The sequence below is a fragment of the Streptomyces sp. NPDC017246 genome, assembly GCF_044331325.1.
GTDB lineage: Bacteria > Actinomycetota > Actinomycetes > Streptomycetales > Streptomycetaceae > Streptomyces.
Genome location: NZ_JBIRMW010000001.1, coordinates 883594 through 907288, shown reverse-complemented (window position 1 = coordinate 907288; position 23695 = coordinate 883594). Strand labels below are relative to the sequence as shown.

Genomic DNA, 23695 nt, shown 5'->3' with positions numbered 1-23695 from the left:
TCTCCCCTCTCCCCGGGGCTACGGGACGAGAGGGGTCAGCCGGACGCTGCTCTCCACCTCCCGGCGCATGCAGACGCGCGGCCAGACCGAGAGGCCGTGGTCGGCCTCCGCGCGGCTGATCGCCCGCAGGCCCTCCGTGAGCGCCGGGTCGGATTCGTCGAGCGGGCGGAAGCCGAGCCGTGCGTAGTACGGGGCGTTCCACGGCACCTCGGCGAACGTCGTCAGGGTCAGCGCCGCCAGGCCCTGCTCCCCGGCCGCCGCCGCCAGATGCTCGATCAACGCCCGGCCGACGCCCCGGCGGGCGGCGTCCGGATGCACCGAGACCTGCTCGATGTGGGCGGCACCGTCGACCGTGTCGTTCAGGAGGTACGCGACCGGACGGTCGGAGGCGTCCACCGCCACCCACGCCCGGCCCGCACAGCGATAGGACTCCAGGACGTCCAGGGGCAGCGGGTCGTCGTCGGCGATCGCCGCCATGCCGAGGGTACGGAACGGCTCGCCCGCCGCCCGTTCGATGTCCTGGAGCAGCGGGAGTTCGGCCGGAGCGGCCGCTCTGATGCGCATACGACAGTATGGCGCGGCCTCACCCCGCGGCGCCGCCCGTGAACGGACCGCGCTCCTGCGGCGGCCGGTTCGGATCCACCTCCCCGGGCCGGTCCAGGAGCCCGCCGTCCCGCGAGAACCGGGGCAGGAAGAGAGCGAGCGCCGGATCGCCGTACAGCGCCACGTACAGCTGGACCAGCCGTCCGTCCGTCACCTCGCGCCGATGCACCGGCAGCGGGTACCGCTCCCGCAGACCCGCGAGGAGCCGCCGCGCCGTCCGGGTGGCCGGCGGCAGCCTCAGCAGCACCACCGCCACCAGCACCGGAACGGCGCCCACCGCGAGCGTCCCCGCCAGACCCGCACCGGACGCCCCCGTCGCGTACGCCCCCACCGACACCGTCAGCGGTACGCAGCCGAGCAGCGCCCTCGCCGCCCACAGCCGTACCGGCGGCCGCAGCAGCCCCGCTCCGTGGAGCTCGTGGCGCAGCGCGTCCACCGCCCGCCGCGCCTCGGGGCGCACCGCGAGGTCCCGCAACGCGAAGGCCCGGTGCAGCGCCCCGTGAACTCCCAGCTGTACGGGGTCCCGGGTGCGGCCGGGCCCACCGTTGGCCCGAATCGTATGTTTGCGGCCCGCGGCGACCGCGCCGCGCTGATGCAGCGCCACGAGCGCCACTATGACGGCCGCCCGCCGCCCGCCCCGCAGCAGCGCCAGGGCCTGCGGCTGCGGTACGTCGTCCGGACGCGGCCCTTCGCTTTCCTTGCTGCGGGTTCGCAACAACACGGCGGCGAACAGCAGTTGCCCGCAGGCCGCTCCGATGAACCACCACATCCCCGTCGGCATGACGCCCACCCCCCGAGGGTGTTGTGCCCGGGAGAGCGTGATCGTCACGCGTGAATGGCCGGATTCGGATGCCGAGGTGTTGTGCGCGGTACGGTTCCGGCCCCGTGGCCGCGCCGCCGCGCCGCCCGGCGGCTCAGGCGCCGCCCGAGGCCAGGTCGTCGGCGGCGGTGTTCACCGGCTGCGGGGTGCCGGTCAGGTCGAGGACGAAGAGCGGCAGCCCGACCTCGGCGGCCCGCGAACGGGCCTCCGGGGTGTAGCCGGCGAGCGAGAAGCACACGCTCACCGAGGAGGTGCTCAGCCCGTTCAGCCACAGGCACTCGACGGCCCGCAGCCCGGTCGGCCGGGTGCTCGGGTCGACCTGGGCGACGAGCCCGGGCGCCCGCAGATCCACCCCCGACGCGGGGCGCTCCTCGGGCTGCACGACATCCCGGAAGCCCAGCCACCGCAGATACCCGGCCGCCGCGGCGACCGCGTCCCGCGCCGTCCGGATCGTCAGCGGCCGGAAGGTCCCGCGCACCGGAGCCGGGCGCGGGGCGGTGGGCGGCAGCGGGATGTGGGAGGGGTACCGCTCGGCGAACGTACGGTGCGCGCCCGGGCGGGGCGGGGTCGCGGGGCGACGGTGACCGGCGGGCCGGGGAACGGGACCGAAAGCCGGGCCGGCGGCACCGGGATCGCGTCCGGGGCCGCCGGGGCTGCCGCCACCTGTACCCGGGGTGCCGGGGCCGTCTTCGGGACCGTCGGGACCCGTGCCCGGGGTGCCGGAGCCGTGCCCGGGACCGTCGGGACCCGTGCCCGAGGTGCCGGAGGCGTATCCGAGGCTGCCGGGACCCGTGCCCGAGCTGCCGGGGTCCGTACCCGAGGTGCCGGGACCCGCTTCCGCCCCGCCGGTCCCAGGTCCCACGGCCCCGGGTGCCGTCCCCCAGGCACCGAGGCCGGTGCCGCCAGGCGGTGTGGCCGGGCCGATGCGGGGTGTGTCGGTACGGGGTGCGTCGGCGTCTCGCCCGTCCGCGCGGGGGTCGCCCGAGTCGGCATCGGCCGGGCCGTACCCGGACGCGGCTGCGCCGCGTGGTGCCGAGGGGCCCGCGCCGAACCACGCCGAGCCGCGCTCGACCGCCCGGGGGTGTGCCGTACCGGCGGTGCCGTCCGTCCCGGGCGGGCAGGGCCCGCCTGCGGCGGAGGGGTCGGAGAGGGAGGGCGAGGTGGGGCCAGTGGCGGACGGGCCGGCGGGGGAGGACGGTGCCCTACCTGGGGCAGACCCCTCCGTGCCCGAGGCGGACCCCTCCGCGCCGTGAGCGCCGCCCTCCGCTCCGCTCCCGCCGGACGTGCCCGCACGGGGGCCGCTCGTGTCGGGCCCGCTCACGCCCGGCCCGGCCGTACCCGTACCCCTGCTTCTGCCCGTACCGGGCCAGGCCGCATCCGCTTCCGGCCACGACCCGGCCGTTCCGCCGGAGCCCGCCGCCGCGCCGCCCGTCCCGGGCGCGCGGGGCGCCGGGTCATCAAGGTGGCCGGGGCCGCCCGGTGCCGTGTCCCGGCCCGGCTGTCCGGTTCCCGCTGTCGTGCCGAAGTGTCCCGGCGCACCGGCCGGACCCCCTGCCGTACCGAAGGGCCCCGGCTCACCGGCCGCACCATCCGTCGGGCCGGCCGCCGAGGCCTCCGCGTCCACGGCCCGGACCGGTACCCGCAGGACCGTTCCGCACGTGCAGCCCAGTTCCGGGTGGGGCCAGTCGTCCTCGCGGCCGCAGGCGCCGCAGCGGACGGTGACCCATTCATCCGTCCAGTTCCGGTGGGTGATGGGTTCCGCCGTGGCGCCCGCCGTGACCGGTGGCGCCACCGGGCTTCCGCAGGCGCAGGGGAAGACGGGTGCCGCGTATGCCTGCGTGCGCAGGCATTCCGGGCAGCGCACCGGTACCGACTCGCCCACAACCAACCCCCTGTCGTTCGGTCCCATCGTCCACCCATCGGCTGCCTCGGGGGAGGGTGTTCGGCCACTTCCGTGATCCCGCAGCGCGGACTTCTCTTGACGGTTCTCCAGAGCCCGACCTACATTGCTTCCGTATAGCAGAACAGTATTTCCGCATTACGGAAACAAGCCGCCCCGGGGTCCTGAGCCGACCGGTGGGCTTGGATCCGCCCGGCCGAAGCAGGAGCACTCCCATGCCTCGTATGACCGCCGCCGCAGCGGCCGTTGAGATCCTCAAGCGCGAAGGCGTCACCACCGCGTTCGGCGTGCCCGGCGCGGCGATCAACCCGTTCTACCGCGAGCTCAAGAACGTCGGCGGCATCGGCCACACGCTGGCCCGCCACGTCGAGGGCGCGTCCCACATGGCCGAGGGCTACACCCGTGCCAAGGCCGGCAACATCGGTGTCTGCATCGGTACCTCCGGCCCGGCCGGCACCGACATGATCACCGGCCTGTACTCGGCGATCGCCGACTCGATCCCGATCCTCTGCATCACCGGCCAGGCCCCGGTCTCGAAGCTCCACAAGGAGGACTTCCAGGCCGTCGACATCGCCTCGATCGCCAAGCCGGTCACCAAGAAGGCCACCACGGTCCTGGAGGCCGCGCAGGTCCCGGGCGTCTTCCAGGAGGCCTTCCACCTGATGCGCTCCGGCCGTCCCGGCCCGGTCCTCATCGACCTGCCGATCGACGTCCAGCTGACCGAGATCGAGTTCGACCCGGAGACCTACGAGCCGCTGCCGGTCTACAAGCCGCGCGCCACCCGCGCCCAGGCCGAGAAGGCGCTGAACTTCCTCCTGGAGTCCGAGCGCCCGCTGATCGTCGCCGGCGGCGGCATCATCAACGCCGACGCCTCCGACCTGCTGGTCGAGTTTGCCGAGCTGACCAACATCCCGGTCATCTCCACCCTGATGGGCTGGGGCGCCATCCCCGACGACCACGAGCTGGCCGCCGGCATGGTCGGTGTCCAGACCGCGCACCGCTACGGCAACGCGACCTTCCTGGAGTCGGACTTCGTCCTCGGTATCGGCAACCGCTGGGCCAACCGTCACACCGGTTACAACCTGGACGCGTACACCAAGGGCCGGAAGTTCGTCCACGTCGACATCGAGCCCACCCAGATCGGCAAGATCTTCGCCCCGGACTTCGGCTTCGCCTCCGACGCCAAGGCCGCGCTGGAGCTCTTCGTCGAGATCGCCAAGGAGCTCAAGGCCGACGGCAGGCTCCCTGACTTCTCCGCCTGGGCCGCCTCCGGGCAGGAGCGCAAGGCGACCCTGCAGCGCCGTACGCACTTCGACAACATCCCCCTGAAGCCGCAGCGCGTCTACGAGGAGATGAACAAGGCCTTCGGCCCGGAGACCCGCTACGTCACCACCATCGGTCTCTCCCAGATCGCCGCGGCCCAGTTCCTGCACGTCTACAAGCCGCGCAACTGGATCAATTGCGGCCAGGCCGGCCCGCTCGGCTGGACCATCCCGGCCGCCATCGGTGCCGCCACCGCGGACCCGGAGACCCCGATCGTCGCCATCTCGGGCGACTACGACTTCCAGTTCATGATCGAGGAGCTGGCGGTCGCCGCCCAGCACAAGGTCCCCTACGTCCACGTCCTGGTGAACAACGCCTACCTGGGCCTGATCCGTCAGGCGCAGGGCGGTCTGGGGATCAACTTCGAGGTCAACCTCGAGTTCGAGAACATCAACACCCCGGAGATCGGCGTCTACGGCGTCGACCACGTCAAGGTCGCCGAGGGCCTCGGCGTCAAGGCGATCCGCGTCACCGACCCCGACAAGCTGGGCGAGGCGTTCGAGGAGGCCAAGAAGCTGGCCGTCGAGCACCAGGTCCCGGTCGTCGTCGAGGCCATCCTGGAGCGCATCACCAACATCGCGATGAGCAAGACGGTCGACATGAGCGATGTCACCGAGTTCGAGGAGCTGGCCACCGAGCCCGGCCACGCGCCGACCGCGATCAAGGCCCTCAAGGTCTGATCCGGGAGCCCTGACACGGCCCCCGCCCCGAGGAGCACCGGGGCGGGGGCCGTTCCGTGCGCCCGCGCTCCCGTCAGCGCTGCGCCCGTACGAGCACCGCGCCCGCCTCCGTCCACTCGTACAGCACCGACCGGCCCGCCCGTCCCCGCCGTACGAGACCGGCGTCGAGCAGCACCTTCAGATGCCGTCCCACCGACCCGAGGCCCTGACCGGTGAGTGCCACCAGCTGACTGGTGGACTTGGGGGATTCGAGCCGCACGAGGACCCCGGCGCGCGCTCCGCCGAGCAGCGTCCCGAGCGCCTCGGGCACCACGGGGCCCGTCGCGTCCGTCAGGGCGCCGGAGCACGGGTAGACGATCGCGAACCGTTCGGAGCCCTCCCAGGAGACCCAGCCCCGGCCGGGCGTCACGGGGACGAAGAACAGCCGGCCGCCGCCGACCCGTCTCGGCGGATACGCGCGGGGGTTGACCTGCAGCCGTCCGTCGCCCAGCCAGCGCATCTTCCCCGGGCACAGCTCGTCGAGCGCCGCCGCCCAGCCGCCCCGGCCCAACAGGGCGGTCCGCGCCACCACATCGGCTTCCAGGACCCGGCGGCGGCGCGGCCAGTCGGCGAGCACCGTCTCCCGCCACACCCACTCCAGGACGCCCGCCATCCGGTGCGGCAGATCCCTCGCCGACCGCAGCGGCTCCGGTACGGGTCCGCCGACCGCCACCTCCAACTGCGTTACGGCATGGGCTGCTTCGGCCCCGCGGACGGCCGCGACCTCCTCCTCGAAGGACCGCTCGCGCTCTCCCGTCGGCGTCGGCGTCAGGAAGTCGGCGTTCCAGGTGGCCCCGATGGCGGCCCGTACGAGCAGCGCGTCGAGCGGCTCGGCGGCGAGGCGCGCGCGGTACGCGGGCAGGTGCGCGGCCAGCCAGGCGCGTTCGCCCGGGTGGGCGCCGACCGCGGCGTGCAGGGTCTTCAGGGCCGCGGTCGCCTCGGCGAGCGGCGAGACGAGGAATCTGCTCCCGGCCAGCGAGTCCGTGCCGATCTGCCACCACCCCATGGCCCGCGCCCCTCCGTCGTTTCGCGTCTCCGCGAAACAGTACCGAGGCGGTCGGCCCGCCCCGAGACTCCCGGCATGCCCCGCTACCGCGACCTCTTCCGTACCCCCGAGTTCACCCCGCTCTTTCTCACCGGCGCCGCCCACACCGCCGCCCAGACGGTCGTCGGGCTGGGGCTCGCCACGCTCGTGTACCGCGCGACCGGCTCCCCGCTCCTCTCCGCGCTCGCGCTCTTCGGGCCCTCGCTCGCCCAGCTGATCGGCGCGACCACCCTGCTCTCGGCCGCCGACCGGCTGCCGCCGCGCGCCGCCATCGCCGGGATCGCGCTCTTCTTCGCCGTGGGCACCGTCGTCCTCGCGGTCCCCGGGCTGCCGACCTGGGCGGTCTTCGCGGTCCTCCTCGCCGAGGGGCTCGCGGCCTCGCTCGGCGGCGGGGTGCGCCACGGGCTCCTGAACGAGATCCTCGCCCGGGAGGACTACCTCCTCGGCCGCTCGGTGACGAACATGTCCGTGGGCGTCTGCCAGATCGCCGGCTTCGCGGCCGGCGGAGTCCTGATCGCCGTGTTCTCGCCGCGCGGCACGGTCCTCGTGGGCGCCGGTCTCTACCTCGCCGCCGCGCTCCTCGCCCGTGCCGGTCTCGGGGCGCGCCCGCCGCGCGCCGCTGGCCGGGCCTCGGTCGGCGAGACCTGGCGCACCAATCGCCGGCTGCTGTCCTCGCCCGCGCGCCGGCGCACCTACCTCGCCCTCTGGCTGCCCAACGGGCTGATCGTGGGCTGCGAGTCGCTCTTCGTGCCGTACGCCCCCGAGCGCGCCGGGCTCCTCTTCGCCTGTGCCGCGCTCGGGATGCTGGCCGGGGACACCGTGATCGGCCGCTTCGTCCCGGCACGGCTGCGCGGCCGGATCCGTTTCCCGCTCCAGGCGCTGCTCGCGGCCCCGTTCCTGGTGTTCGCCCTGGACCCGGCGCCGCCGGTCGCGCTGCTCGCGGTGACGGTCTCGGCGGCCGGGTACGGGGCGAGCCTCCTGCACCAGGAGCGGCTGATGGCCCTGGTGCCGGAGGAGCTGAGCGGTCACGCCCTCGGCCTGCACACCTCGGGGATGCTCGCCCTCCAGGGGGTGAGCGCGGCGCTGGCCGGCACCCTCGCCCAGTACACGTCGGCGCGGACCGGGATGGTGGTGCTCGCCCTCGCCTCGCTCACCGTGACGTTCTGTCTGGCCCGGGCCGACCGCGAGGCCGACCGCGGGGCCGAGCGCGGGGCCGAGCGCGGGGCCGACGGCGAGCCGGCCGACTCGCCGCGGCGCGGATCCGAGCCGCTCAGTGGGGGGACGTCGAGCGGATCACGACGGTCTCCTCGCAAGGACCGTCGGCGAACAGCTTGAGCGCCTCCACCTCGTCCTTGTCGGCGGACAGGCCCCAGCGCAGCTTGGTGGCCACCCACTCGCCGATGTAGCGGCAGTACCGCGAGGCGTCCGAGGGCACCCAGTCGGCCGGGTCCCGCCCCGCCCTGTCCCGCTGACCGCGGGTGGTGACCGCGACGAGGGTCGCCGCCGCGCCCTGGTCGTTCGCGAACCGTTCGCGCCGGGCCGCGCTCCACCCGGAGGCCCCCGACGCCCAGGCCTCCGCGAGCGGGACGAGGTGGTCGACGTGGAGCGCGGCCGGGTCGGAGACGTTCTGGCCGTCGTAGTACGAGGTCCAGCGGCTCCCGGTCAGCGCGCAGTTCGCGCCGGTCGCGGGCGCGTCGACGGCCTCGGCGAGCAGGACCTCGGAGCGGGTGTCGCAGCCGTCCGCCGGGTCGAGGCCGGCGTTCCAGTGGGGGAACGCGCTCACCCGGAAGCCGTCCGGGTCCTCGGCCGCCTCGGTGAGCTCCGCGAGCGCGTCGGGCAGCATCACCACGTTCGCGGAGAGGGCGGGGGAGGGGGCGGCCAGCGGGGAAAGGATCAGGACGAGCGGGGTGAGCCCGCGCGTCAGGTTCTTGATCATGTACGAGTGGATAGCGCCGGTGGCGTGGTCCCATGGACCCGAATCGCGGTGCGCTCCTCCGAGCGGGTGCGGATCTTCACCGCAGAAACGATGCGCTCCCGGGGCCGTCCGCACGACGCAGTACGGGCCGGGGCCTTGCACACGAAGAAGAGCGCGGAACCAGGGACCGTAAACCTGGTTCCGCGCTCTTCGGCTTGTGACCGCCCGACGGCACGAGGCTGGCGCGACAGGACGTTCGCGCCGCCGGGCGGAGTCTTCGGGGGATCCCCTCGGGAGGGAATCGCTCGGGAGGGGGCGTTGGGACCGCGGCGGTGCCGACGGGCGGCCGGTGGTCTCCTTCTTTCAGGTCAAGAAGGGGGACCGGCGCCCTTACCACCGCACTGGCTCGGCGCCGCCGCGGTCCTCACGCTTGTCCGGATCGCCGGCCACCCCTCATCCGGGTCGGTGATCCGGACCACGTACGACACTGACCTCCCGTCAGATGTCGTACGCAGTCTGGGTGTCGCTGGTCGGTCAGTCCTCGCGCAGGGCGTTGACCGCCTCGGCCACGCGCTTGCCGTACTCCGCGTCGGCGGCGGCGAAGTGCGCGAGGTTCTTCTCGATGACGTCCTCGCGGGACACCTGGGAGAGACCGCCGGCGATGTTGGCGATCAGGCGCTTCTTCTCGTCCTCGGACATCAGGCGGTAGAGCTCACCGGCCTGGAAGAAGTCGTCGTCCTTGGTGTGCTGCGGCGCCTCGTGGGTGCCGGTCCAGCCGTGGATCGCGAGCGGGGCGGAGAGCGCCGCTTCGGTCTGGGCCGGGCCCTGGTACGAGTTGGGCTCGTAGTTCTTGTCGTGGCGGGAGCCCTGGCGGGTGGCCATGAGACCGTCCCGGCCGTAGTTCTCGGCCACGGTCGCCTTGGGGGCGTTCACCGGCAGCTGGGTGTGGTTGACACCGAGGCGGTAGCGGTGGGCGTCCGCGTAGGCGAAGAGGCGGCCCTGGAGCATCTTGTCCGGCGAGGGACCGATGCCCGGGACGAAGTTGTTCGGGGAGAACGCGGCCTGCTCGACCTCGGCGAAGACGTTGTCCGGGTTGCGGTCGAGGACCAGACGGCCCACGCGCTGCAGCGGGTAGTCGCTGTGCGGCCACACCTTGGTGAGGTCGAAGGGGTTGAAGCGGTAGTCCACGGCCTCGGCGGCCGGCATGACCTGGACGTACAGGGTCCACGAGGGGTTCACACCGCGCTCGATGGCCTGCAGCAGGTCGGTCTGGTGCGAGTTCGCGTCCTTGCCGACGAGCTCGGCGGCCTGGTCGGCGGAGAGGCTGCGGACGCCCTGGTTCGTCTTGAAGTGGTACTTGACGAAGAAGGCCTCGCCCGCCTCGTTGGTCCACTGGTAGGTGTGCGAGCCGTAGCCGTTCATGTGACGGTACGAGGCCGGGATGCCGCGGTCGCCCATGAGCCAGGTGATCTGGTGGGTGGCCTCGGGGGCGTGGGCCCAGAAGTCCCAGACGTTGTCCGCCTCCTGCTTGCCCGTGAAGGGGTCGCGCTTCTGGGAGTGGATGAAGTCGGGGAACTTGATCGGGTCCTTGATGAAGAACACCGGGGTGTTGTTGCCGACGAGGTCGTAGTTGCCCTCTTCGGTGTAGAACTTCAGCGCGAAGCCGCGCGGGTCACGGACGGCGTCCGCGCCGCCGAGCGAGTCGGCCACGGTGGAGAAGCGGATGAACGTCTCGGTCCGCTTGCCGACCTCGCCGAGGAAGTCGGCCTTGGTGAAGCCGGTGACGTCGTCGGTCACCTCGAAGTAGCCGTACGCGCCGGAGCCGCGGGCGTGGACCACGCGCTCCGGGATCCGCTCACGGTTGAAGCGCGCGAGCTTCTCCAGCAGGTGCTGGTCCTGGAGGAGGAGAGGGCCACCGACGCCGGCGGTGGCGGAGTTCTGGTTGTCGGCGACGGGGGCGCCGGACTCGGTCGTAAGCACGCGCTTCGACATCGTGACCTTCCGTACGGGAACTCTGCTGACGGTCCGAGGAGCGTAAATTCGGCTCGAACGTGACGTCAACAGTTTGTTGAAAAGGAAGTGTGGTGTTCCGGTCGGTGGCGGCGCCTGGGCGCGACAGGACAGTTGTCAGCGACGCCACCGACCGGAAATCTGGGGCCCCCGCTCACGGGGGCGCTGTGTCAGACCTGCTGGCCGGAGAGGCGCTCGACGGCGCGCAGCAGGGCCGAGTGGTCCAGGCCGCCGTCACCCTGGGCGCGCAGCGAGGCCACGAGCTGGGCGACGACCGCGCCGACCGGGAGGGCCGCACCGACGTTGCGGGCGGCGTCGGTGACGATGCCCATGTCCTTGTGGTGCAGGTCGATCCGGAAGCCGGGCTTGAAGTCCCGCTTCAGGAAGTTGTCCTTCTTGCGGGTCAGCACGGTCGAGCCGGCCAGACCGCCGTTGAGGACGTCCAGGGCGGCCTCGAGGTCCACACCGGACTTCTCCAGGAAGACCACGGCCTCGGCGCACGCCTGGATGTTGACCGCGACGATCAGCTGGTTGGCGGCCTTCACCGTCTGGCCGGAGCCGTGCGGGCCGCACAGGACGATGGTCTTGCCGAGGGCCTCCAGGATCGGCAGGGCTTCGTCGAAGTCGGCCTTCTCGCCACCGACCATGATCGAGAGCACGGCCTCGATGGCGCCGGCCTCGCCACCGGAGACGGGCGCGTCGATGACGCGGATGCCCTTCTCCTTGGCGTTCTTCGCCAGGTCGACCGAGGTCTGCGGGGTGATCGAGGACATGTCGACGATCAGCGCGCCCTGCCGGGCATTCTCCAGGATGCCCTCGGGGCCGTAGGAGATGGCCTCGACGTGCGGGGAGGCGGGCACCATCGTGATGATCACGTCGGCGTCCTTGACGGCCTCGGCGATCGACGCGGCGGAGGTGCCGCCGGCCGCGGTGAGGCGGTCCAGCTTGTCCTGCTCCAGGGTGAAGCCGGTGACGGAGTAGCCCGCCTTGATCAGGTTCTCGGACATGGGGGAGCCCATGATGCCGAGGCCGATCCACGCGATCTTGGGGAGGTTGCTCATGAGGGTGCCTCTCGAAAACTGGTCGTACGGGGGAGGGTCGCGGGGCGGCGGTCGGCCGGCCTGCCGGTCAGCGGGGAGGCTGGTCAGCGGGCGGGTCGGGCCTCGGCCGGGAGCCACTCGAAGGACGCGGCGGCGTCGGCGGCCTTGTACTCCAGGCCGATCCAGCCCTCGTAACCGGCCTTCTTCAGCTCGTCGAGGAGCTGTTCGAGCGGCAGGTCGCCGGTGCCCGGCGCGCCGCGGCCCGGGTTGTCCGCGATCTGGACGTGACCGGTCTTCGACGCGTACTCGGCGATGACCCGGCCGACGTCCTCGCCGTTCATCGACAGGTGGTAGATGTCGAGGAGGAACTTGGCGTTGCCGAGCCCGGTGGCCGCGTTGACCTTGTCGATGACCTCGATCGCGGAGGGGGCGCTCACCAGCGGGTAGAGCGGCGACTCCGGCTTGTTGAGGGTCTCGACGAGGAGGTTCGCGCCGATCCGGTCCGCCGCGCGGGCGGCCAGGACCAGGTTCTCCAGGGCCAGGGCGTCCTGGATCTGGGGGTCCACGCCCTCGACGCGGTTGCCGTAGAGCGCGTTGAGCGCCTTGCAGCCGACCGAGGCGGCGAAGTCCGCGGCCACCTCGATGTTGGCGCGGAAGCGGTCCGACTCGTCCCCGGGTACGGAGAGGGCTCCGCGGTCGGGGCCGGGCAGCTGTCCGGCGTAGAAGTTCAGGCCCACCAGCTGGGTGCCGGCGTCCTCAAGGGCTTTCTTGAGGGCGTCGAGCTCGCTCTGCTCGGGGGTGGCGGTGTCGATCCAGGGCCACCACAGCTCGACCGCGGTGAAGCCCGCCGCGGCGGCGGCCGCGGGGCGCTCCAGGAGCGGGAGTTCCGTGAAGAGGATCGACAGGTTCACATCGAAGCGCTGGTCCGTGAATCCCATGAGGGGCGGCGCTCCTTCCGTATCGCGGAAGTAAGTTTCTGTCTGACGGAATGTTGCAAGGAGGGTGAGGTGCTTGTCAAGAGGTCCCCGCAGGTCCGGGGCTCCCGCAGGCGGGAGCGGGGCCGTAGCGTGGGGCCATGGTGCGTTTGAGAGTGGAGTTCACGACCGAGCCGTTCGACCTCGACGAGGCGCCGGCGCACGCGGTCGTGGCCCGTGAGGTCATCCAGTCGGCCGAGCTGGACGCGGTCGATGTCGGCCCCTTCGGCAATACGGCGGAAGGCGGCGCCGACGAGGTGCTCACCGCCGTCGACGCGCTGCTGCGCAGGTCGCTCGCGGCCGGGGCCACCCGCGTCTCGCTCCAGGTGAACGTGATCGGGGAGGACCTGAAGTGAGTGAGCACCCTCTGGTCGCCGCGGTGAAGCCCCTGGTCGACGCCATGGGCGCCGAGCTGCTCGTCCCCGCGCAGGCGGAGGCCGACGATGTCGTCCTGGCCTGGGAGGGCGAGGACGTGCTCGCCGTGCGGCTGCCCCAGCTGTCCGAATCCCTCGATCACATCCTGGCCGCGATGGAGCGGCGGCACGGGATGCCGCTGGCCGAGCTGGACCGCAAGGCCAAGCAGGAGGCCGTCCGGCTGCTGGAGGCCCGGGGGGCCTTCTCGGTGCGCCATGGAGTGGAGACGGTCGCGGGTGCACTGGGTGTCAGCCGCTTCACCGTCTACAACTACCTGAACAGGGAGACCGCCCTGAACAGGGAAAAGGCCGCCAAGGGCGACTAGTTGATCATGTGTGGCCGCGAGCCGTCGTCCGGATGTCGGGACGACGGCTTTTGCGTGGCCGAGTTTTCAACAAAGTGTTGACGTGATGTTGCGGAGGGCGTTAGCTATCCGCAGCCCGTCCGACGCACAGCGAAAAACAGCCACGGAGGCTTCCCGTGACTTCAGGTACGACACCGGGCCTCACCCGGTTCAACACCTCGGCGGACAGCGAGGCCCTCGCCGCGCTCCACGAGGTGTGTTCCAGTTCGGCGTGGGGGAGCAAGATCCTCGCCCAGCGCCCGTACACCACCGCCGACGCTCTCTTCCTCGCCAGCGACGCCGCCATGGCCGAGCTGACCGCCGAGGACCTTGCCGAAGCGATGGCGGGGCACCCGCCGATCGGTCGTCCGAAGGCCGGGGACCCGACCTCCTCCCGCGAACAGAGCGGGATGGCCGGCGCCTCGGCGGAGCTCAAGACCGAGATGCTCGAACTCAACCTGGCCTACCAGGACACGTTCGGACACGTCTTCCTCATCTGCGCCACCGGCCTCACCGGCGAGCAGATGCGCGACGCGCTCCGGCAGCGGATCGGCAACTCGTCCGAGGAGGAGCGGGAGATCGTCCGCACCGAACTGGGCAAGATCAACCGCATCCGGCTGACCTGTCTCGTAGAGACCTCCGAGGAAGAGAGCTCCGCATGAGCACCGACACCACGGCCTCGGTGTCCACACACATCCTGGACACCAGCATCGGCCGCCCCGCCGAGGGCGTCTCCATCACCCTCGCGGCCCGCAGCGGCTCCGACGCGGAGTGGATCGCGCTCGGCGGTTCGGCCACCGATGCGGACGGACGTTGCAAGGACCTGCCGGCGCTGCCGGAGGGCACCACCCACGTACGGCTCGACTTCGAGGTCGAGACGTACTTCTCCAAGAAGCAAGCCGAGGCGCAGCAGGACGCCCCCCGCGTAAGGGACAGCGGCGCGTTCTTCCCCGAGGTGGCGATCACATTCGCCGTCACCCCGGGTGAGCACTACCACGTACCGCTGCTGCTCAACCCGTTCGGCTACTCCGTATACCGAGGGAGCTAGCAGACATGCCCACGATTCTCGGCCAGAACCAGTACGGCAAAGCAGAGAACCGCGTCGTCAAGATCACGCGGGACGGCGACACCCACCACATCAAGGACCTCAACGTCTCCGTCGCCCTCTCCGGCGACCTCGACGACGTCCACCTCACCGGCTCCAACGCCCACTGCCTCCCCACCGACACGACGAAGAACACCATCTTCGCGTTCGCCAAGGAGTACGGCATCGAGTCCGCCGAGCAGTTCGGCATCCACCTCGCCCGCCACTTCGTGACGAGCCAGGAGCCGATCAAGCAGGCGCGCATCCGGATCGAGGAGTACTCCTGGGAGCGCATCGCGTCCTCCGAGGCCAACTCCAAGTTCATCGGGGCCGACGAGGTCAACCACTCCTTCGCCCGCAAGGGCCAGGAGACGCGGGTCACCCAGATCACCTACGACGGTGAGCGCTGGGAGGTCATCTCCGGCCTCAAGGACCTCGTCGTCATGAACTCCACCAACTCGGAGTTCTGGGGCTACATCAAGGACCAGTACACGACGCTCCAGGAGGCGTACGACCGCATCCTGGCCACGCAGGTGTCCGCCCGCTGGCGCTTCAACTGGACCGACGACGACCAGCGGATGCCCAACTGGGAGCGGTCCTACGAGCAGACGCGGAAGCACATGCTCGAGGCCTTCTCGGAGACGTACTCGTACTCCCTCCAGCAGACGCTGTACCAGATGGCCACGCGCATCATCAACCACCGCTCGGAGATCGACGAAGTCCGCTTCTCGCTCCCGAACAAGCACCACTTCCTCGTCGACCTCGAGCCCTTCGGCCTGAAGAACGACAACGAGGTCTACTACGCCGCCGACCGCATGTACGGCCTCATCGAGGCCACCGTCCTCCGCGACGGAGCCACGGCGCAGATCCCGGTCGACATGACCAACCTCTAAGCGGCATCTGAGTGACCGGCCCCCGCCCGCCCGCAGTCGGGCGGGGGCCGCGCCAGACCGGAGGGATTCCCATGGCACAGCCCGCAAAGGGGCCGGCACACGCCGAAGGCCCGTGTTCCACCCCGCCGGACACCACCCGTCAGGTCCATCCGGTGGACGAAAAGCTCCCCGCCTCGCGGCTCGTCCCCGCGGCACTCCAGCACATCGCCGCCATGTACGCGGGCGTGGTCACCCCTCCGCTCATCATCGGTCAGGCCGTCGGCCTGGACGCCGCCGGAATGACCCGCCTCATCGCGGCCAGCCTGCTCATCGCCGGCTGTGCGACCATCCTGCAGACCCTCGGCATCCGACGCTTCGCCGGCAACCGGCTCCCCTTCGTCAACGCCGCCTCGTCCGCGGGCATCGCCCCGATGCTCGCCATCGCCGAGACCAGCGCCCCCGGCCACCAACTCCCCGCCATCTACGGCGCTGTCATGGTCGCCGGAGTCTTCTGCCTCGCCGTCGGCCCCTTCTTCGGCAGGCTCCTGCGCTTCTTCCCGCCGCTCGTCACCGGTGTCGTCATCACCCTCATCGGGGTCACCCTGATGCCCGTGCCCGTCGGCTGGGCGCAGGGCGGCGACCGGACGGCCGCCGACTTCGGCGCCATGAAGTACCTGGCACTGGCCGGCTTCACCCTCGTCGTCATCCTGCTCTTCCAGCGCTTCGGCAAGGGCTTCGTCAAGCAGATCGCCCTGCTGCTCGGCCTCCTCATCGGCACCCTCGCCGCGATCCCCTTCGGGATGGCCGACTTCACCGCCCTGCGCGAGGCGCCCGTCGCGGCCCTGCCCGCCCCCTTCGCCTTCGGCGCCCCCGAGTTCCAGCCCGCCGCGATCCTCTCCCTGTGCATCGTCATGCTGGTCCTCATGACCGAGTCCAGCGCGGGCATGCTCGCCCTCGGCGAGATCTGCGACCGGCGCAGCGACGGCCGGACCATCACCCGCGGACTGCGCACCGACGGCATCGCCACCCTGCTCGGCCCCGTCTTCGGCGGCTTCCCGACCTCGGCCTTCGCCCAGAACGTCGGCGTCGTCTCGCTGACCCGGGTGCGCTCCCGCTATGTGGTCGCCGTCGCCGGCGGCGCCCTGCTCGTCCTCGGCGCCTTCCCCGTCCTCGGCGCGGTTGTCTCGACGGTCCCGATGCCCGTCCTCGGCGGCGCCGGCATCGTCCTCTTCGGCTCGATCGCGGTCAGCGGCATCCGCACCCTGTCGGAAGCCGGACTCGACGACAGCTCCAACATCATCCTGGTGGCCGTCGCGCTCGGAGCGGGCATCATCCCGCTTGCCGCTCCCACCTTCTACGCGGAGTTCCCGGCCTGGGCCCAGACGGTGCTCGGCTCCGGCATCAGCGCGGGGGCGCTCGTCGCCGTCCTGCTGAATCTGTTCTTCCACCATCTCGGCACCCGGAGCCGTCACACGGCCCCGGCACTCAAATCCTCCTAGGGTCCTGCCGTGCCCACTCCACCCCAGAGGAATGAAGGAACCACCGCCATGGCAGCACCTGCGGCAGCCCAGCGCATCGTCATCGAGAACGCGGCGATCGCGACCGTCGACGCGAACGACACCGAGTACGCCTCCGGTCACCTCGTCGTCGCCGACAACAAGATCGAGTCCATCGGTGCCGGCAAGGCTCCCGAAGGCCTGGAGAACGTGGTCCGGCGCATCGACGCCACCGGCCACCTCGTCACGCCCGGTCTCGTCAACACCCACCACCACTTCTACCAGTGGATCACCCGGGGCCTGGCGACCGACCACAACCTCTTCGACTGGCTGGTCGCGCTCTACCCGACGTGGGCGCGGATCGACGAGCAGATGGTGCGTGCCGCCGCCCAGGGTTCGCTGGCCATGATGGCCCGCGGTGGTGTGACCACCGCCATGGACCACCACTACGTGTACCCGGTGAACTCCGGCGACCTCTCCGGTGCCATCATCGGCGCCGCCTCCGAGATGGGCGTCCGCTTCACCCTCGCCCGCGGCTCCATGGACCGCAGCGAGAAGGACGGCGGCCTGCCGCCGGACTTCGCCGTCGAGACCACCGAGGGCGCGCTCGCCGCGACCGAGGAGACGGTGAAGAAGTACCACGACGCCTCCTTCGACGCGATGACGCAGATCGCCGTCGCCCCCTGTTCGCCCTTCTCCATCTCCACCGAACTCCTCCGGGAGGGCGCGGCGCTCGGCCGCCGCCTGGGCGTGCGCATGCACACCCACGGCTCGGAGACCGTGGAGGAGGAGAAGTTCTGCCACGAGCTCTTCGGGATGGGCCCGACGGACTACTTCGAGTCCACCGGCTTCCTCGGCGAGGACGTGTGGATGGCGCACTGCGTCCACATGAACGACTCCGACATCGCCGCCTTCGCCCGCACCAAGACCGGTGTGGCGCACTGCCCCTCCTCCAACGCGCGTCTGGCCGCCGGCATCGCCCGCGTCCCCGACATGCTGAAGGCGGGCGTACCCGTCGGTCTCGGTGTCGACGGCACCGCCTCCAACGAGTCCGGCGAGCTCCACACCGAGCTGCGCAACGCGCTCCTCATCAACCGGCTCGGCGCCCACCGCGAGGCCGCGCTCAACGCCCGCCAGGCCCTGCGCCTCGGCACCTACGGCGGCGCCCAGGTCCTCGGCCGCGCCGACAACATCGGCTCCCTCGAAGCCGGCAAGCTCGCCGACTTCGTCCTGTGGAAGATCGACGGCCTCGGCCACTCGACCATCGCCGACCCGGTCACCGCCATCGTCTTCGGTGCGGCGGCCCCGGTCACGGCCTCCTTCGTCAACGGCAAGCAGATCGTCGAGAACGACCGACTGCTCACCGTCGACGAGGACACCATCGCGCGCGACGCGCGCGCGGAGGCGCAGCGTCTGGCCCGCATCGCGGCCCAGGGCTGACCCTCCCCGCAGAGTCCGACCGAGGGGGACGGCCCTCGGTCGGTCGCCGCGGACCCGAGCGGGGTCCGCGGCAGCCCGACCGGGAGGTGCCGAGGGCAGAAGACCTCGGCACCTCCCGGAACGGTGATGTCCGCCCGCACCCCCACCGGGCACCTCACCGGGCATCCCCGTCCCCGCGTAGCGACTCCCCGCGCACGCACGCATTCCGCAGCACCCCGCAACGAGCCGCACCTCCTGCACCCGCACCGCATCGCACCACCTCCCTGACCCCCGCGTCACCGCCGACGTGTAACCGACCGGAGGAACCGCCGTGGCCGCCAAGCCCCAGGTTCGCAATGCACAAGACGCAGGTTCCGCCCCCGACGACCGTGAGACGCATCCGGTCGACGAGAAGCTGCCCCCACTGAAGATGATCACCAGCGGCCTCCAGCACGTGGCCGCCATGTACGCGGGCGTCGTCGCCCCGCCCCTGATCGTCGGAGCGGCCGTCGGCCTCTCCGGCACCGAACTCACCTTCCTGACCGGCGCCAGCCTCTTCACGGCCGGCCTCGCGACCTTCCTCCAGACGCTCGGGGTCTGGAAGATCGGCGCCCGGCTGCCGTTCGTCAACGGCGTCACCTTCGCCGGTGTCGCGCCGATGCTCGCCATCGTCGACACCACCGACGACAAGGCCGACGCGCTCCCCGTCATCTTCGGCGCGATCATCGTGGCCGGACTGCTCGGCTTCCTCGCCGCTCCCTGGTTCTCCCGCCTCGTGCGGTTCTTCCCGCCGGTCGTCACCGGCACCGTGATCACCCTCATAGGTGTCTCCCTCCTCCCGGTGGCCTTCGGTTGGGCCCAGGGGCCCAACCCCGCGGCCGAGGACTACGGTTCGACCACGTTCCTCTCGCTCGCCGCCATCACGCTGGTCGTCGTCCTGCTGCTCCGCCGCTTCACCCGCGGCTTCCTCAAGCAGATCGCCGTTCTCGTCGGCCTCGTCATCGGCACCCTGATCGCCATCCCGTTCGGCGTCACCGACTTCTCCCCGGTGACCGAGGCGGACATCGTCGGCTTCCCCACGCCGTTCCACTTCGGCGGACCGCAGTTCGCCCTCGCCGCGATCATCTCCATGTGCGTGGTCATGCTGGTCTCCATGACCGAGTCGACCGCCGACATGCTCGCGCTCGGCGAGATCGTCGACCGGCCCGCCGACGAGAAGACCATCGCGGCCGGACTGCGCGCCGACACCCTCGGCTCCGCGATCAGCCCGCTCTTCAACGGCTTCATGTGCAGCGCCTTCGCACAGAACATCGGCCTGGTCGCCATGACCCGGATCCGCAGCCGCTTCGTCGTCGCCTGCGGCGGCGGCTTCCTGGTCCTGATGGGCCTCTCGCCGGTCGCCGCCTCGCTGATCTCGGTCGTCCCCCGGCCGGTCCTCGGCGGCGCGGGTGTCGTCCTCTTCGGCTCGGTCGCCGCCAGCGGCATCCAGACCCTGGTCAAGGCCGGCCTGGAGAAGGACAACAACGTGCTGATCGTGGCGGTGTCGCTCGCCGTCGGCATCATCCCGATCACCGCGCCGGAGTTCTACCACGCCTTCCCGGAGACGGCGAAGATCATCCTGGACTCCGGCATCTCGACCGGCTGCGTCGCCGCGGTCCTGCTCAACGTGGTCTTCAACCACCTCGGCGGGGGCCGGGACGACGACGAGGTCACCGCACCGATGGAGCCCGGCGACGAGATCTCGGGCAGCCACACGGCCAAGGCGGCGCACGTCCACTGAACCGCCCCGCCGTTCCACCGCCCGCCCCGGTCCCCGCGCACACCGCGGGGCCCGGGGCCGTGGTGCTGATCAACCCCAACACCTCCACCGCCACGACCGCGATGATGACCGCCATCGCCCGGCGCACCCTGGGCCGCTCCCTCGCCGTCCGGGGCGTGACCGTGTCCAGCGGCCCGCGCATGCTCACCGACCCGGCCGCCCTGCGGGCCGCCGTCCCCGAGGTCCTCGCCGCGGGCCTCCGCGCCGCGGCCGGCGGCGACTGCGCCGCACTCCTCGTCGGTGCCTTCGGCGACCCGGGCCTCGCGGAGCTCCGCGAGGCGACCGGCCTGCCCGTGACGGGTCTCGGCGAGGCGGCCCTCACCGAGGCGGCCGCCGACGGGACCCCGTTCGGCATCGCCACCACGACACCGCTCCTGGCCGACGCCATCACGGCCCATGTGACGGCCCTCGGCCTCACCGACCGGTACACGGGCCTGCGCCTCACCACGGGCACCCCCGAACACCTCTCCGCCCACCCCGAGTTGCTCCTCGACGCGCTGGAGCGGGCGGTCCGCGCCTGCGGGGAACGGGACGGGGCGCGCGCGGTCGTCATCGGCGGCGGCCCGCTCGGCGAGGCCGCGGAGGAGCTCCGCTCCCGGTGCGCGGTCAGGATCGTGGCCCCGGTCCCGGCGGCCTGCCGGGCGATCGTCCGCAGGCTGTACGGCTGACCCTCGCGGGTGCCGGGGTCGCACAGGGCCCCGGCCGCGTGCCCGCTCACCGCTCCACCGCGATCCGGCGACGGCACTCGCCCTCCAAGGAGGGGTACGCGGCGGCGATCGCCTCGTACAGCCGCCGCCGCAGCAACCGCTCGGCCTCGCCGCGGCCCGTCTCCCCGTACAGCCCGTCGAGCAGCGCCTCGTACCGCGACAGCGCATGGCGCAGATAGCTCACCTGCCACCGCACGAGCGCCCCGCGGGGCACCTCGGCGGGCGCTTTCGAGGGTGGCTCGGCGTCGGCCTTCGGCTGTTCCTCGGCATGAGCCTTCGGTGGCGCCTCGGCGGAGGTCTCCGGGGGCGCCCCGGCGGTCGAACGGGCCTCGCCGGGGGAACTCCCGGGGCTCCGGGCCCCCAGCAGTCGCCGATGCCGCACGGCCCGCCGTTCCAGTTCGGGCCCGGGGAGCCGGGGCACCTCGATCGGTTCCGCGCGGATCGCGGCCAGGACGGCGGCCCGGCGCCGCACGGCGTAGGCCGCGGCGGCCGCGGAGCGGGCCGGGGCGAGCGTCGAGGTCTCGGCGAACTCGGGCGTCCGCTCCACGGTTTCGACCCGGGCCAGGAGATAGAGCCGCAGGGGCACCAGGGACCAGCGGCGCGGGTCCCGGCCCTGGACGTCGGGCGTGCCGAGCAGATCCCGCACCATCGTGTCGGTCCAGCCGCGGCGGCGTACCCCGGCGAATGTCACATAGGTCGTACGGTCCGTCATGATTCCCTCGGATTCGACTACGGAGAGTGATGTTCTCAGTGAAGCGCATGCCACTGACAACGCCCTCTTGCCGGTGCCGCCCCGACTGTGGGATATAGGTCTGGACCTTTCCGACGGACGGAGGCCGGACCGTGCACCCCCCACAACGCCCGCTCCCCGCAAGCCTGTTGACCACCCTCGTGCTCGCACTCGCCCTCACCGGGTGCTCCGCCGCCGCCGTGCCCGAGGCGAAGGACACCCGCGCCCCCACCGTCCCCACCGGCGTCACCGCGACCGCGGGCAGCGCGAGCACCGTCCATGTGATGTGGAGCGCGGCCACCGACGACCGGGCCGTCACCGGCTACGCGGTCTACAGCGAGGGCCGCAAGGTCAAGGACCTCCCCGCCACCACCCTCATGACCGACGTCGTCGGACTCGCTCCCGCCACACCCCACCGCTTCACGGTCCGCGCCCACGACGCCGCCGGCAACGTCTCGCCCCCGAGCGCCACCGTCACCGCGACCACCCTCCGCGCCGCCGCCGAGGACCGCACGCCCCCCAGCACGCCGTCCGCGCTCCGTGCCGCCCCCGACGGCAGCCGCGCCGTCACCCTCCGCTGGTCCGCGTCCAGGGACGACACCCGGGTCACCGCGTACGACGTCTACCAGGCCGACACCCGCATCCACACCGTCCCCGGCACCGCCACCAGCGCCCACGTCACCGGACTGCGCCCCGGCACCGCCTACGCGTTCACCGTCCGCGCCCGCGACGCCGCCGAGAACTCCTCCCCGGACAGCACCCCCGCCGACCTCACCACCGCCCCGTCCCCCGGCGCGCCCGCGAACACGGCCCCCACCCGGCTCACCGCCACCGCGGCCAAGGGCGAGATCACCGTCACCTGGACCCCACCGGACACGGGAGCCCCGGTGACCCACCACGAACTCCATCTCAACGGCCGCTTCGCCACCACCATCATCTGGGGCACCACCCCACCCCCCGGCCGCGCCACCTACACCTTCCCGGTCCAGGACCCCCCGGGCACCCGCTACACCGTCACCCTCCGCGCCCAACTCCCGGACGGCACCTGGGGAGACTTCTCGGCACCCCGGACGGTGGTGGTGCGCTGACGGTGTCGTCGGATTGGCCGGAACCGCCCCCTTTCGCCGGGCACCATCGCCCCTCACCCTGCGAACAGGGGATGCAGCGGGCCGCTGGGGGGCGCCGATGTTCGAGCCGATGTCCGATGCGAAGTCCGAGCCGTCGTCCGAGTGCTCATCAGGCACCTCGTCAGGTCCGCCACCCGATCCGTCATCCGGTCCGTCGTCCGATCCGCTGTACGTCCCCGCGTTGCCCGCGCGCCGGAGCGCGCTCGACGCGTACGACTGTCTGCCGCCCCGGGTACGCGGGTGCGTGACGCCGCTGTGGAGCATCCCGCCCCGGGTCGGCCGGATCCGCACGATGGGCCGGCGGCCGCTCCATCCGCTCGATCCCGACCCCGTCGCGCTCGCCGCCCACCTGGGGGCCGTGCTGCACGGGATCGAGACCGTGCAGCGCGGCCGGCCCGCGTGGGTGGACGCCTTCCATGTCGAGGACGAGGCCTGGCCCTTCGCCACGGCCCACCGGGAGGGGCCGGCGCGGACCTCGCTCCGGCCGGTGACGGGAGTCGAACGTGCCGCCGGGCAGCAGACGGCCAGCGCCGAGGCCGCCCGCGCGAGCGGAAGCGGCCTCGGCGTCCGGGTGTTCCTCACCTCCGCGCCCGACGAGAGGCTGGGGGACGAGGTCCGCCTTCTCCTGGACCGGATCGCTTTCGCGCGCTGCCCCGTGGACCTGCTGCTCGATCTGGGGGCCGTCCTCGACGAGCACTGCCCGGCGGAGAAGCGGGCGCTGCGCGCCCTGGGCCTGCTCGGCCCGCTCCACCGCTGGCGAACCGTCGTCCTGCTGGCCGGCTCCTTCCCCCCGGCGTACCCCGAGGACTACGGCGCGCCGCTCGCCGAGGCGCACCGATTCGACTGGGACGCCTGGCACATGCTCGTCGACGGGCCCGACCGCCCGGACGTACGCGTCGTCTACGGCGACTACGGGGCCGACCACGCCGGCGGCGCCGACCGGCCCGTGGTCACGGGCGGCGGCTCTCCCCGGGGAGTCGTCCGGTACACCACCGAGCGCACCTTCCTCCTCGCGCGCGTGCCCACCCGGGGGCCCGACCACGCGGACGCGGTCCGTGCGCTGACCCGGGAGATCGTCCGCGCGGAGGGCTTCCGGGGGGCCGAGTTCAGCGCCGGGGAGCGCTGGCTCGTCTCCTGTGCGGCCGGAACGGGTGGCGAGGGGGCCGGCGGGCCCGAGGTCTGGCTGCGCACGGGGCACGTCCAGCACATGGCCCAAGTCGTCCGGGCCCTGAGGAGACGTCCCCGATCCGGAGACGACCGATCCGGAGACGACCGATCCGGAGACGACCGCTCCTGAGTCCACCGCTCCCGATTCCCGTGATTCCGCTCCTCCGC

General features: G+C 72.1%; 22 protein-coding genes. 13 read left to right on the top strand and 9 right to left on the bottom strand.

The genetic code is table 11. The annotated features are described in order from the left end of the window. Positions 1-18 precede the first annotated feature (18 nt). The 3 genes from ACH4MY_RS04135 to ACH4MY_RS04125 form a co-directional block, all read right to left on the bottom strand. Positions 19-564, bottom strand: coding sequence for a GNAT family N-acetyltransferase (locus tag ACH4MY_RS04135; protein ID WP_397997135.1), 546 nt, complete (start codon positions 562-564; stop codon positions 19-21). A gap of 19 nt (positions 565-583) precedes the next feature. Further along, positions 584-1384: a TIGR04222 domain-containing membrane protein gene (locus ACH4MY_RS04130; RefSeq protein ID WP_397997133.1), complete on the bottom strand. Its 801-nt coding sequence runs from the start codon at positions 1382-1384 to the stop codon at positions 584-586. Between the two features lie 133 nt (positions 1385-1517). Next, positions 1518-2285, bottom strand: a complete 768-nt coding sequence (locus ACH4MY_RS04125) for a hypothetical protein (protein ID WP_397997130.1) — start codon at positions 2283-2285, stop codon at positions 1518-1520. A 1262-nt stretch (positions 2286-3547) separates the two neighbouring features. Between ACH4MY_RS04125 and gcl the strand changes: the two genes are divergently transcribed. After that, positions 3548-5326 carry a glyoxylate carboligase gene (gene gcl / locus ACH4MY_RS04120; RefSeq protein ID WP_397997418.1) on the top strand — a complete coding sequence of 593 codons (1779 nt, stop codon included), beginning with the start codon at positions 3548-3550 and terminating at the stop codon, positions 5324-5326. Between the two features lie 73 nt (positions 5327-5399). On the opposite strand, the gene ACH4MY_RS04115 is transcribed toward gcl, so the two are convergent. Beyond that, on the bottom strand, positions 5400-6371 hold the full coding sequence (locus ACH4MY_RS04115; protein ID WP_397997127.1) for an ArsR family transcriptional regulator: 972 nt from the start codon (positions 6369-6371) through the stop codon (positions 5400-5402). Positions 6372-6446: 75 nt separating this feature from the next. Between ACH4MY_RS04115 and ACH4MY_RS04110 the strand changes: the two genes are divergently transcribed. Then, complete coding sequence (locus ACH4MY_RS04110; RefSeq protein WP_397997124.1) at positions 6447-7745, top strand: MFS transporter; 1299 nt, start codon at positions 6447-6449, stop codon at positions 7743-7745. On the opposite strand, the gene ACH4MY_RS04105 is transcribed toward ACH4MY_RS04110, so the two are convergent. From ACH4MY_RS04105 to ACH4MY_RS04090, 4 genes are all read right to left on the bottom strand, one after another. Next, positions 7681-8346 (bottom strand): HNH endonuclease, encoded by a 666-nt coding sequence (locus ACH4MY_RS04105; protein ID WP_397997122.1) that lies wholly within the window; start codon positions 8344-8346, stop codon positions 7681-7683. The genes ACH4MY_RS04110 and ACH4MY_RS04105 overlap by 65 nt on opposite strands. Before the next feature lie 513 nt (positions 8347-8859). After that, positions 8860-10317, bottom strand: a complete 1458-nt coding sequence (locus ACH4MY_RS04100; protein ID WP_397997120.1) for a catalase — start codon at positions 10315-10317, stop codon at positions 8860-8862. A 188-nt stretch (positions 10318-10505) separates the two neighbouring features. Then, complete coding sequence (locus tag ACH4MY_RS04095) at positions 10506-11396, bottom strand: 2-hydroxy-3-oxopropionate reductase (RefSeq protein ID WP_397997117.1); 891 nt, start codon at positions 11394-11396, stop codon at positions 10506-10508. A gap of 83 nt (positions 11397-11479) precedes the next feature. After that, a complete protein-coding gene (locus ACH4MY_RS04090) occupies positions 11480-12313 on the bottom strand; it encodes a TIM barrel protein (RefSeq protein WP_397997114.1) in 834 nt (277 codons plus the stop codon). A gap of 140 nt (positions 12314-12453) precedes the next feature. Between ACH4MY_RS04090 and ACH4MY_RS04085 the strand changes: the two genes are divergently transcribed. From ACH4MY_RS04085 to ACH4MY_RS04045, 9 genes are all read left to right on the top strand, one after another. Continuing rightward, entirely contained in the window at positions 12454-12705 is a 252-nt protein-coding gene (locus ACH4MY_RS04085) for a hypothetical protein (RefSeq protein ID WP_397997416.1), read from the top strand. A gap of 44 nt (positions 12706-12749) precedes the next feature. Beyond that, entirely contained in the window at positions 12750-13088 is a 339-nt protein-coding gene (locus ACH4MY_RS04080) for a helix-turn-helix domain-containing protein (protein ID WP_397997413.1), read from the top strand. 155 nt (positions 13089-13243) lie between these two features. Further along, on the top strand, positions 13244-13768 hold the full coding sequence (uraD, locus tag ACH4MY_RS04075; RefSeq protein ID WP_397997111.1) for a 2-oxo-4-hydroxy-4-carboxy-5-ureidoimidazoline decarboxylase: 525 nt from the start codon (positions 13244-13246) through the stop codon (positions 13766-13768). After that, entirely contained in the window at positions 13765-14154 is a 390-nt protein-coding gene (gene uraH, locus ACH4MY_RS04070) for a hydroxyisourate hydrolase (RefSeq protein WP_397997109.1), read from the top strand. The genes uraD and uraH overlap by 4 nt, the downstream gene beginning before the upstream one ends. A 5-nt stretch (positions 14155-14159) precedes the next feature. Further along, a complete protein-coding gene (gene pucL / locus ACH4MY_RS04065) occupies positions 14160-15083 on the top strand; it encodes a factor-independent urate hydroxylase (RefSeq protein WP_397997106.1) in 924 nt (307 codons plus the stop codon). A 71-nt stretch (positions 15084-15154) separates the two neighbouring features. Continuing rightward, positions 15155-16561, top strand: coding sequence for a nucleobase:cation symporter-2 family protein (locus ACH4MY_RS04060; RefSeq protein WP_397997103.1), 1407 nt, complete (start codon positions 15155-15157; stop codon positions 16559-16561). A gap of 48 nt (positions 16562-16609) precedes the next feature. Then, positions 16610-17998, top strand: coding sequence for an 8-oxoguanine deaminase (locus tag ACH4MY_RS04055; RefSeq protein WP_397997101.1), 1389 nt, complete (start codon positions 16610-16612; stop codon positions 17996-17998). Between the two features lie 409 nt (positions 17999-18407). After that, positions 18408-19757 (top strand): nucleobase:cation symporter-2 family protein, encoded by a 1350-nt coding sequence (locus ACH4MY_RS04050; RefSeq protein ID WP_397997411.1) that lies wholly within the window; start codon positions 18408-18410, stop codon positions 19755-19757. A 59-nt stretch (positions 19758-19816) separates the two neighbouring features. Continuing rightward, positions 19817-20464, top strand: coding sequence for an aspartate/glutamate racemase family protein (locus ACH4MY_RS04045; RefSeq protein ID WP_397997098.1), 648 nt, complete (start codon positions 19817-19819; stop codon positions 20462-20464). Between the two features lie 46 nt (positions 20465-20510). On the opposite strand, the gene ACH4MY_RS04040 is transcribed toward ACH4MY_RS04045, so the two are convergent. Further along, positions 20511-21215: a hypothetical protein gene (locus tag ACH4MY_RS04040; protein WP_397997096.1), complete on the bottom strand. Its 705-nt coding sequence runs from the start codon at positions 21213-21215 to the stop codon at positions 20511-20513. A 167-nt stretch (positions 21216-21382) separates the two neighbouring features. Here ACH4MY_RS04040 and ACH4MY_RS04035 point away from each other — a divergent pair, with 167 nt between their 5' ends. After that, positions 21383-22321, top strand: a complete 939-nt coding sequence (locus tag ACH4MY_RS04035; RefSeq protein WP_397997094.1) for a fibronectin type III domain-containing protein — start codon at positions 21383-21385, stop codon at positions 22319-22321. Positions 22322-22541: 220 nt separating this feature from the next. Beyond that, positions 22542-23657: a hypothetical protein gene (locus ACH4MY_RS04030; RefSeq protein ID WP_397997091.1), complete on the top strand. Its 1116-nt coding sequence runs from the start codon at positions 22542-22544 to the stop codon at positions 23655-23657. Positions 23658-23695 lie beyond the last annotated feature (38 nt).

Coding starts and splice junctions, on each gene's coding strand:
- ACH4MY_RS04040 (WP_397997096.1), bottom strand. CDS start 21,215: ATGACGGACCGTACGACCTATGTGACATTCGCCGGGGTACGCCGCCGC.
- pucL (WP_397997106.1), top strand. CDS start 14,160: ATGCCCACGATTCTCGGCCAGAACCAGTACGGCAAAGCAGAGAACCGC.
- ACH4MY_RS04095 (WP_397997117.1), bottom strand. CDS start 11,396: ATGAGCAACCTCCCCAAGATCGCGTGGATCGGCCTCGGCATCATGGGC.
- ACH4MY_RS04115 (WP_397997127.1), bottom strand. CDS start 6,371: ATGGGGTGGTGGCAGATCGGCACGGACTCGCTGGCCGGGAGCAGATTC.
- gcl (WP_397997418.1), top strand. CDS start 3,548: ATGACCGCCGCCGCAGCGGCCGTTGAGATCCTCAAGCGCGAAGGCGTC.
- ACH4MY_RS04055 (WP_397997101.1), top strand. CDS start 16,610: ATGGCAGCACCTGCGGCAGCCCAGCGCATCGTCATCGAGAACGCGGCG.
- uraH (WP_397997109.1), top strand. CDS start 13,765: ATGAGCACCGACACCACGGCCTCGGTGTCCACACACATCCTGGACACC.
- ACH4MY_RS04130 (WP_397997133.1), bottom strand. CDS start 1,384: ATGCCGACGGGGATGTGGTGGTTCATCGGAGCGGCCTGCGGGCAACTG.
- ACH4MY_RS04090 (WP_397997114.1), bottom strand. CDS start 12,313: ATGGGATTCACGGACCAGCGCTTCGATGTGAACCTGTCGATCCTCTTC.
- ACH4MY_RS04105 (WP_397997122.1), bottom strand. CDS start 8,346: ATGATCAAGAACCTGACGCGCGGGCTCACCCCGCTCGTCCTGATCCTT.
- ACH4MY_RS04080 (WP_397997413.1), top strand. CDS start 12,750: ATGGGCGCCGAGCTGCTCGTCCCCGCGCAGGCGGAGGCCGACGATGTC.
- ACH4MY_RS04060 (WP_397997103.1), top strand. CDS start 15,155: ATGGCACAGCCCGCAAAGGGGCCGGCACACGCCGAAGGCCCGTGTTCC.
- ACH4MY_RS04135 (WP_397997135.1), bottom strand. CDS start 564: ATGCGCATCAGAGCGGCCGCTCCGGCCGAACTCCCGCTGCTCCAGGAC.
- ACH4MY_RS04110 (WP_397997124.1), top strand. CDS start 6,447: ATGCCCCGCTACCGCGACCTCTTCCGTACCCCCGAGTTCACCCCGCTC.
- ACH4MY_RS04100 (WP_397997120.1), bottom strand. CDS start 10,317: ATGTCGAAGCGCGTGCTTACGACCGAGTCCGGCGCCCCCGTCGCCGAC.
- ACH4MY_RS04050 (WP_397997411.1), top strand. CDS start 18,408: ATGATCACCAGCGGCCTCCAGCACGTGGCCGCCATGTACGCGGGCGTC.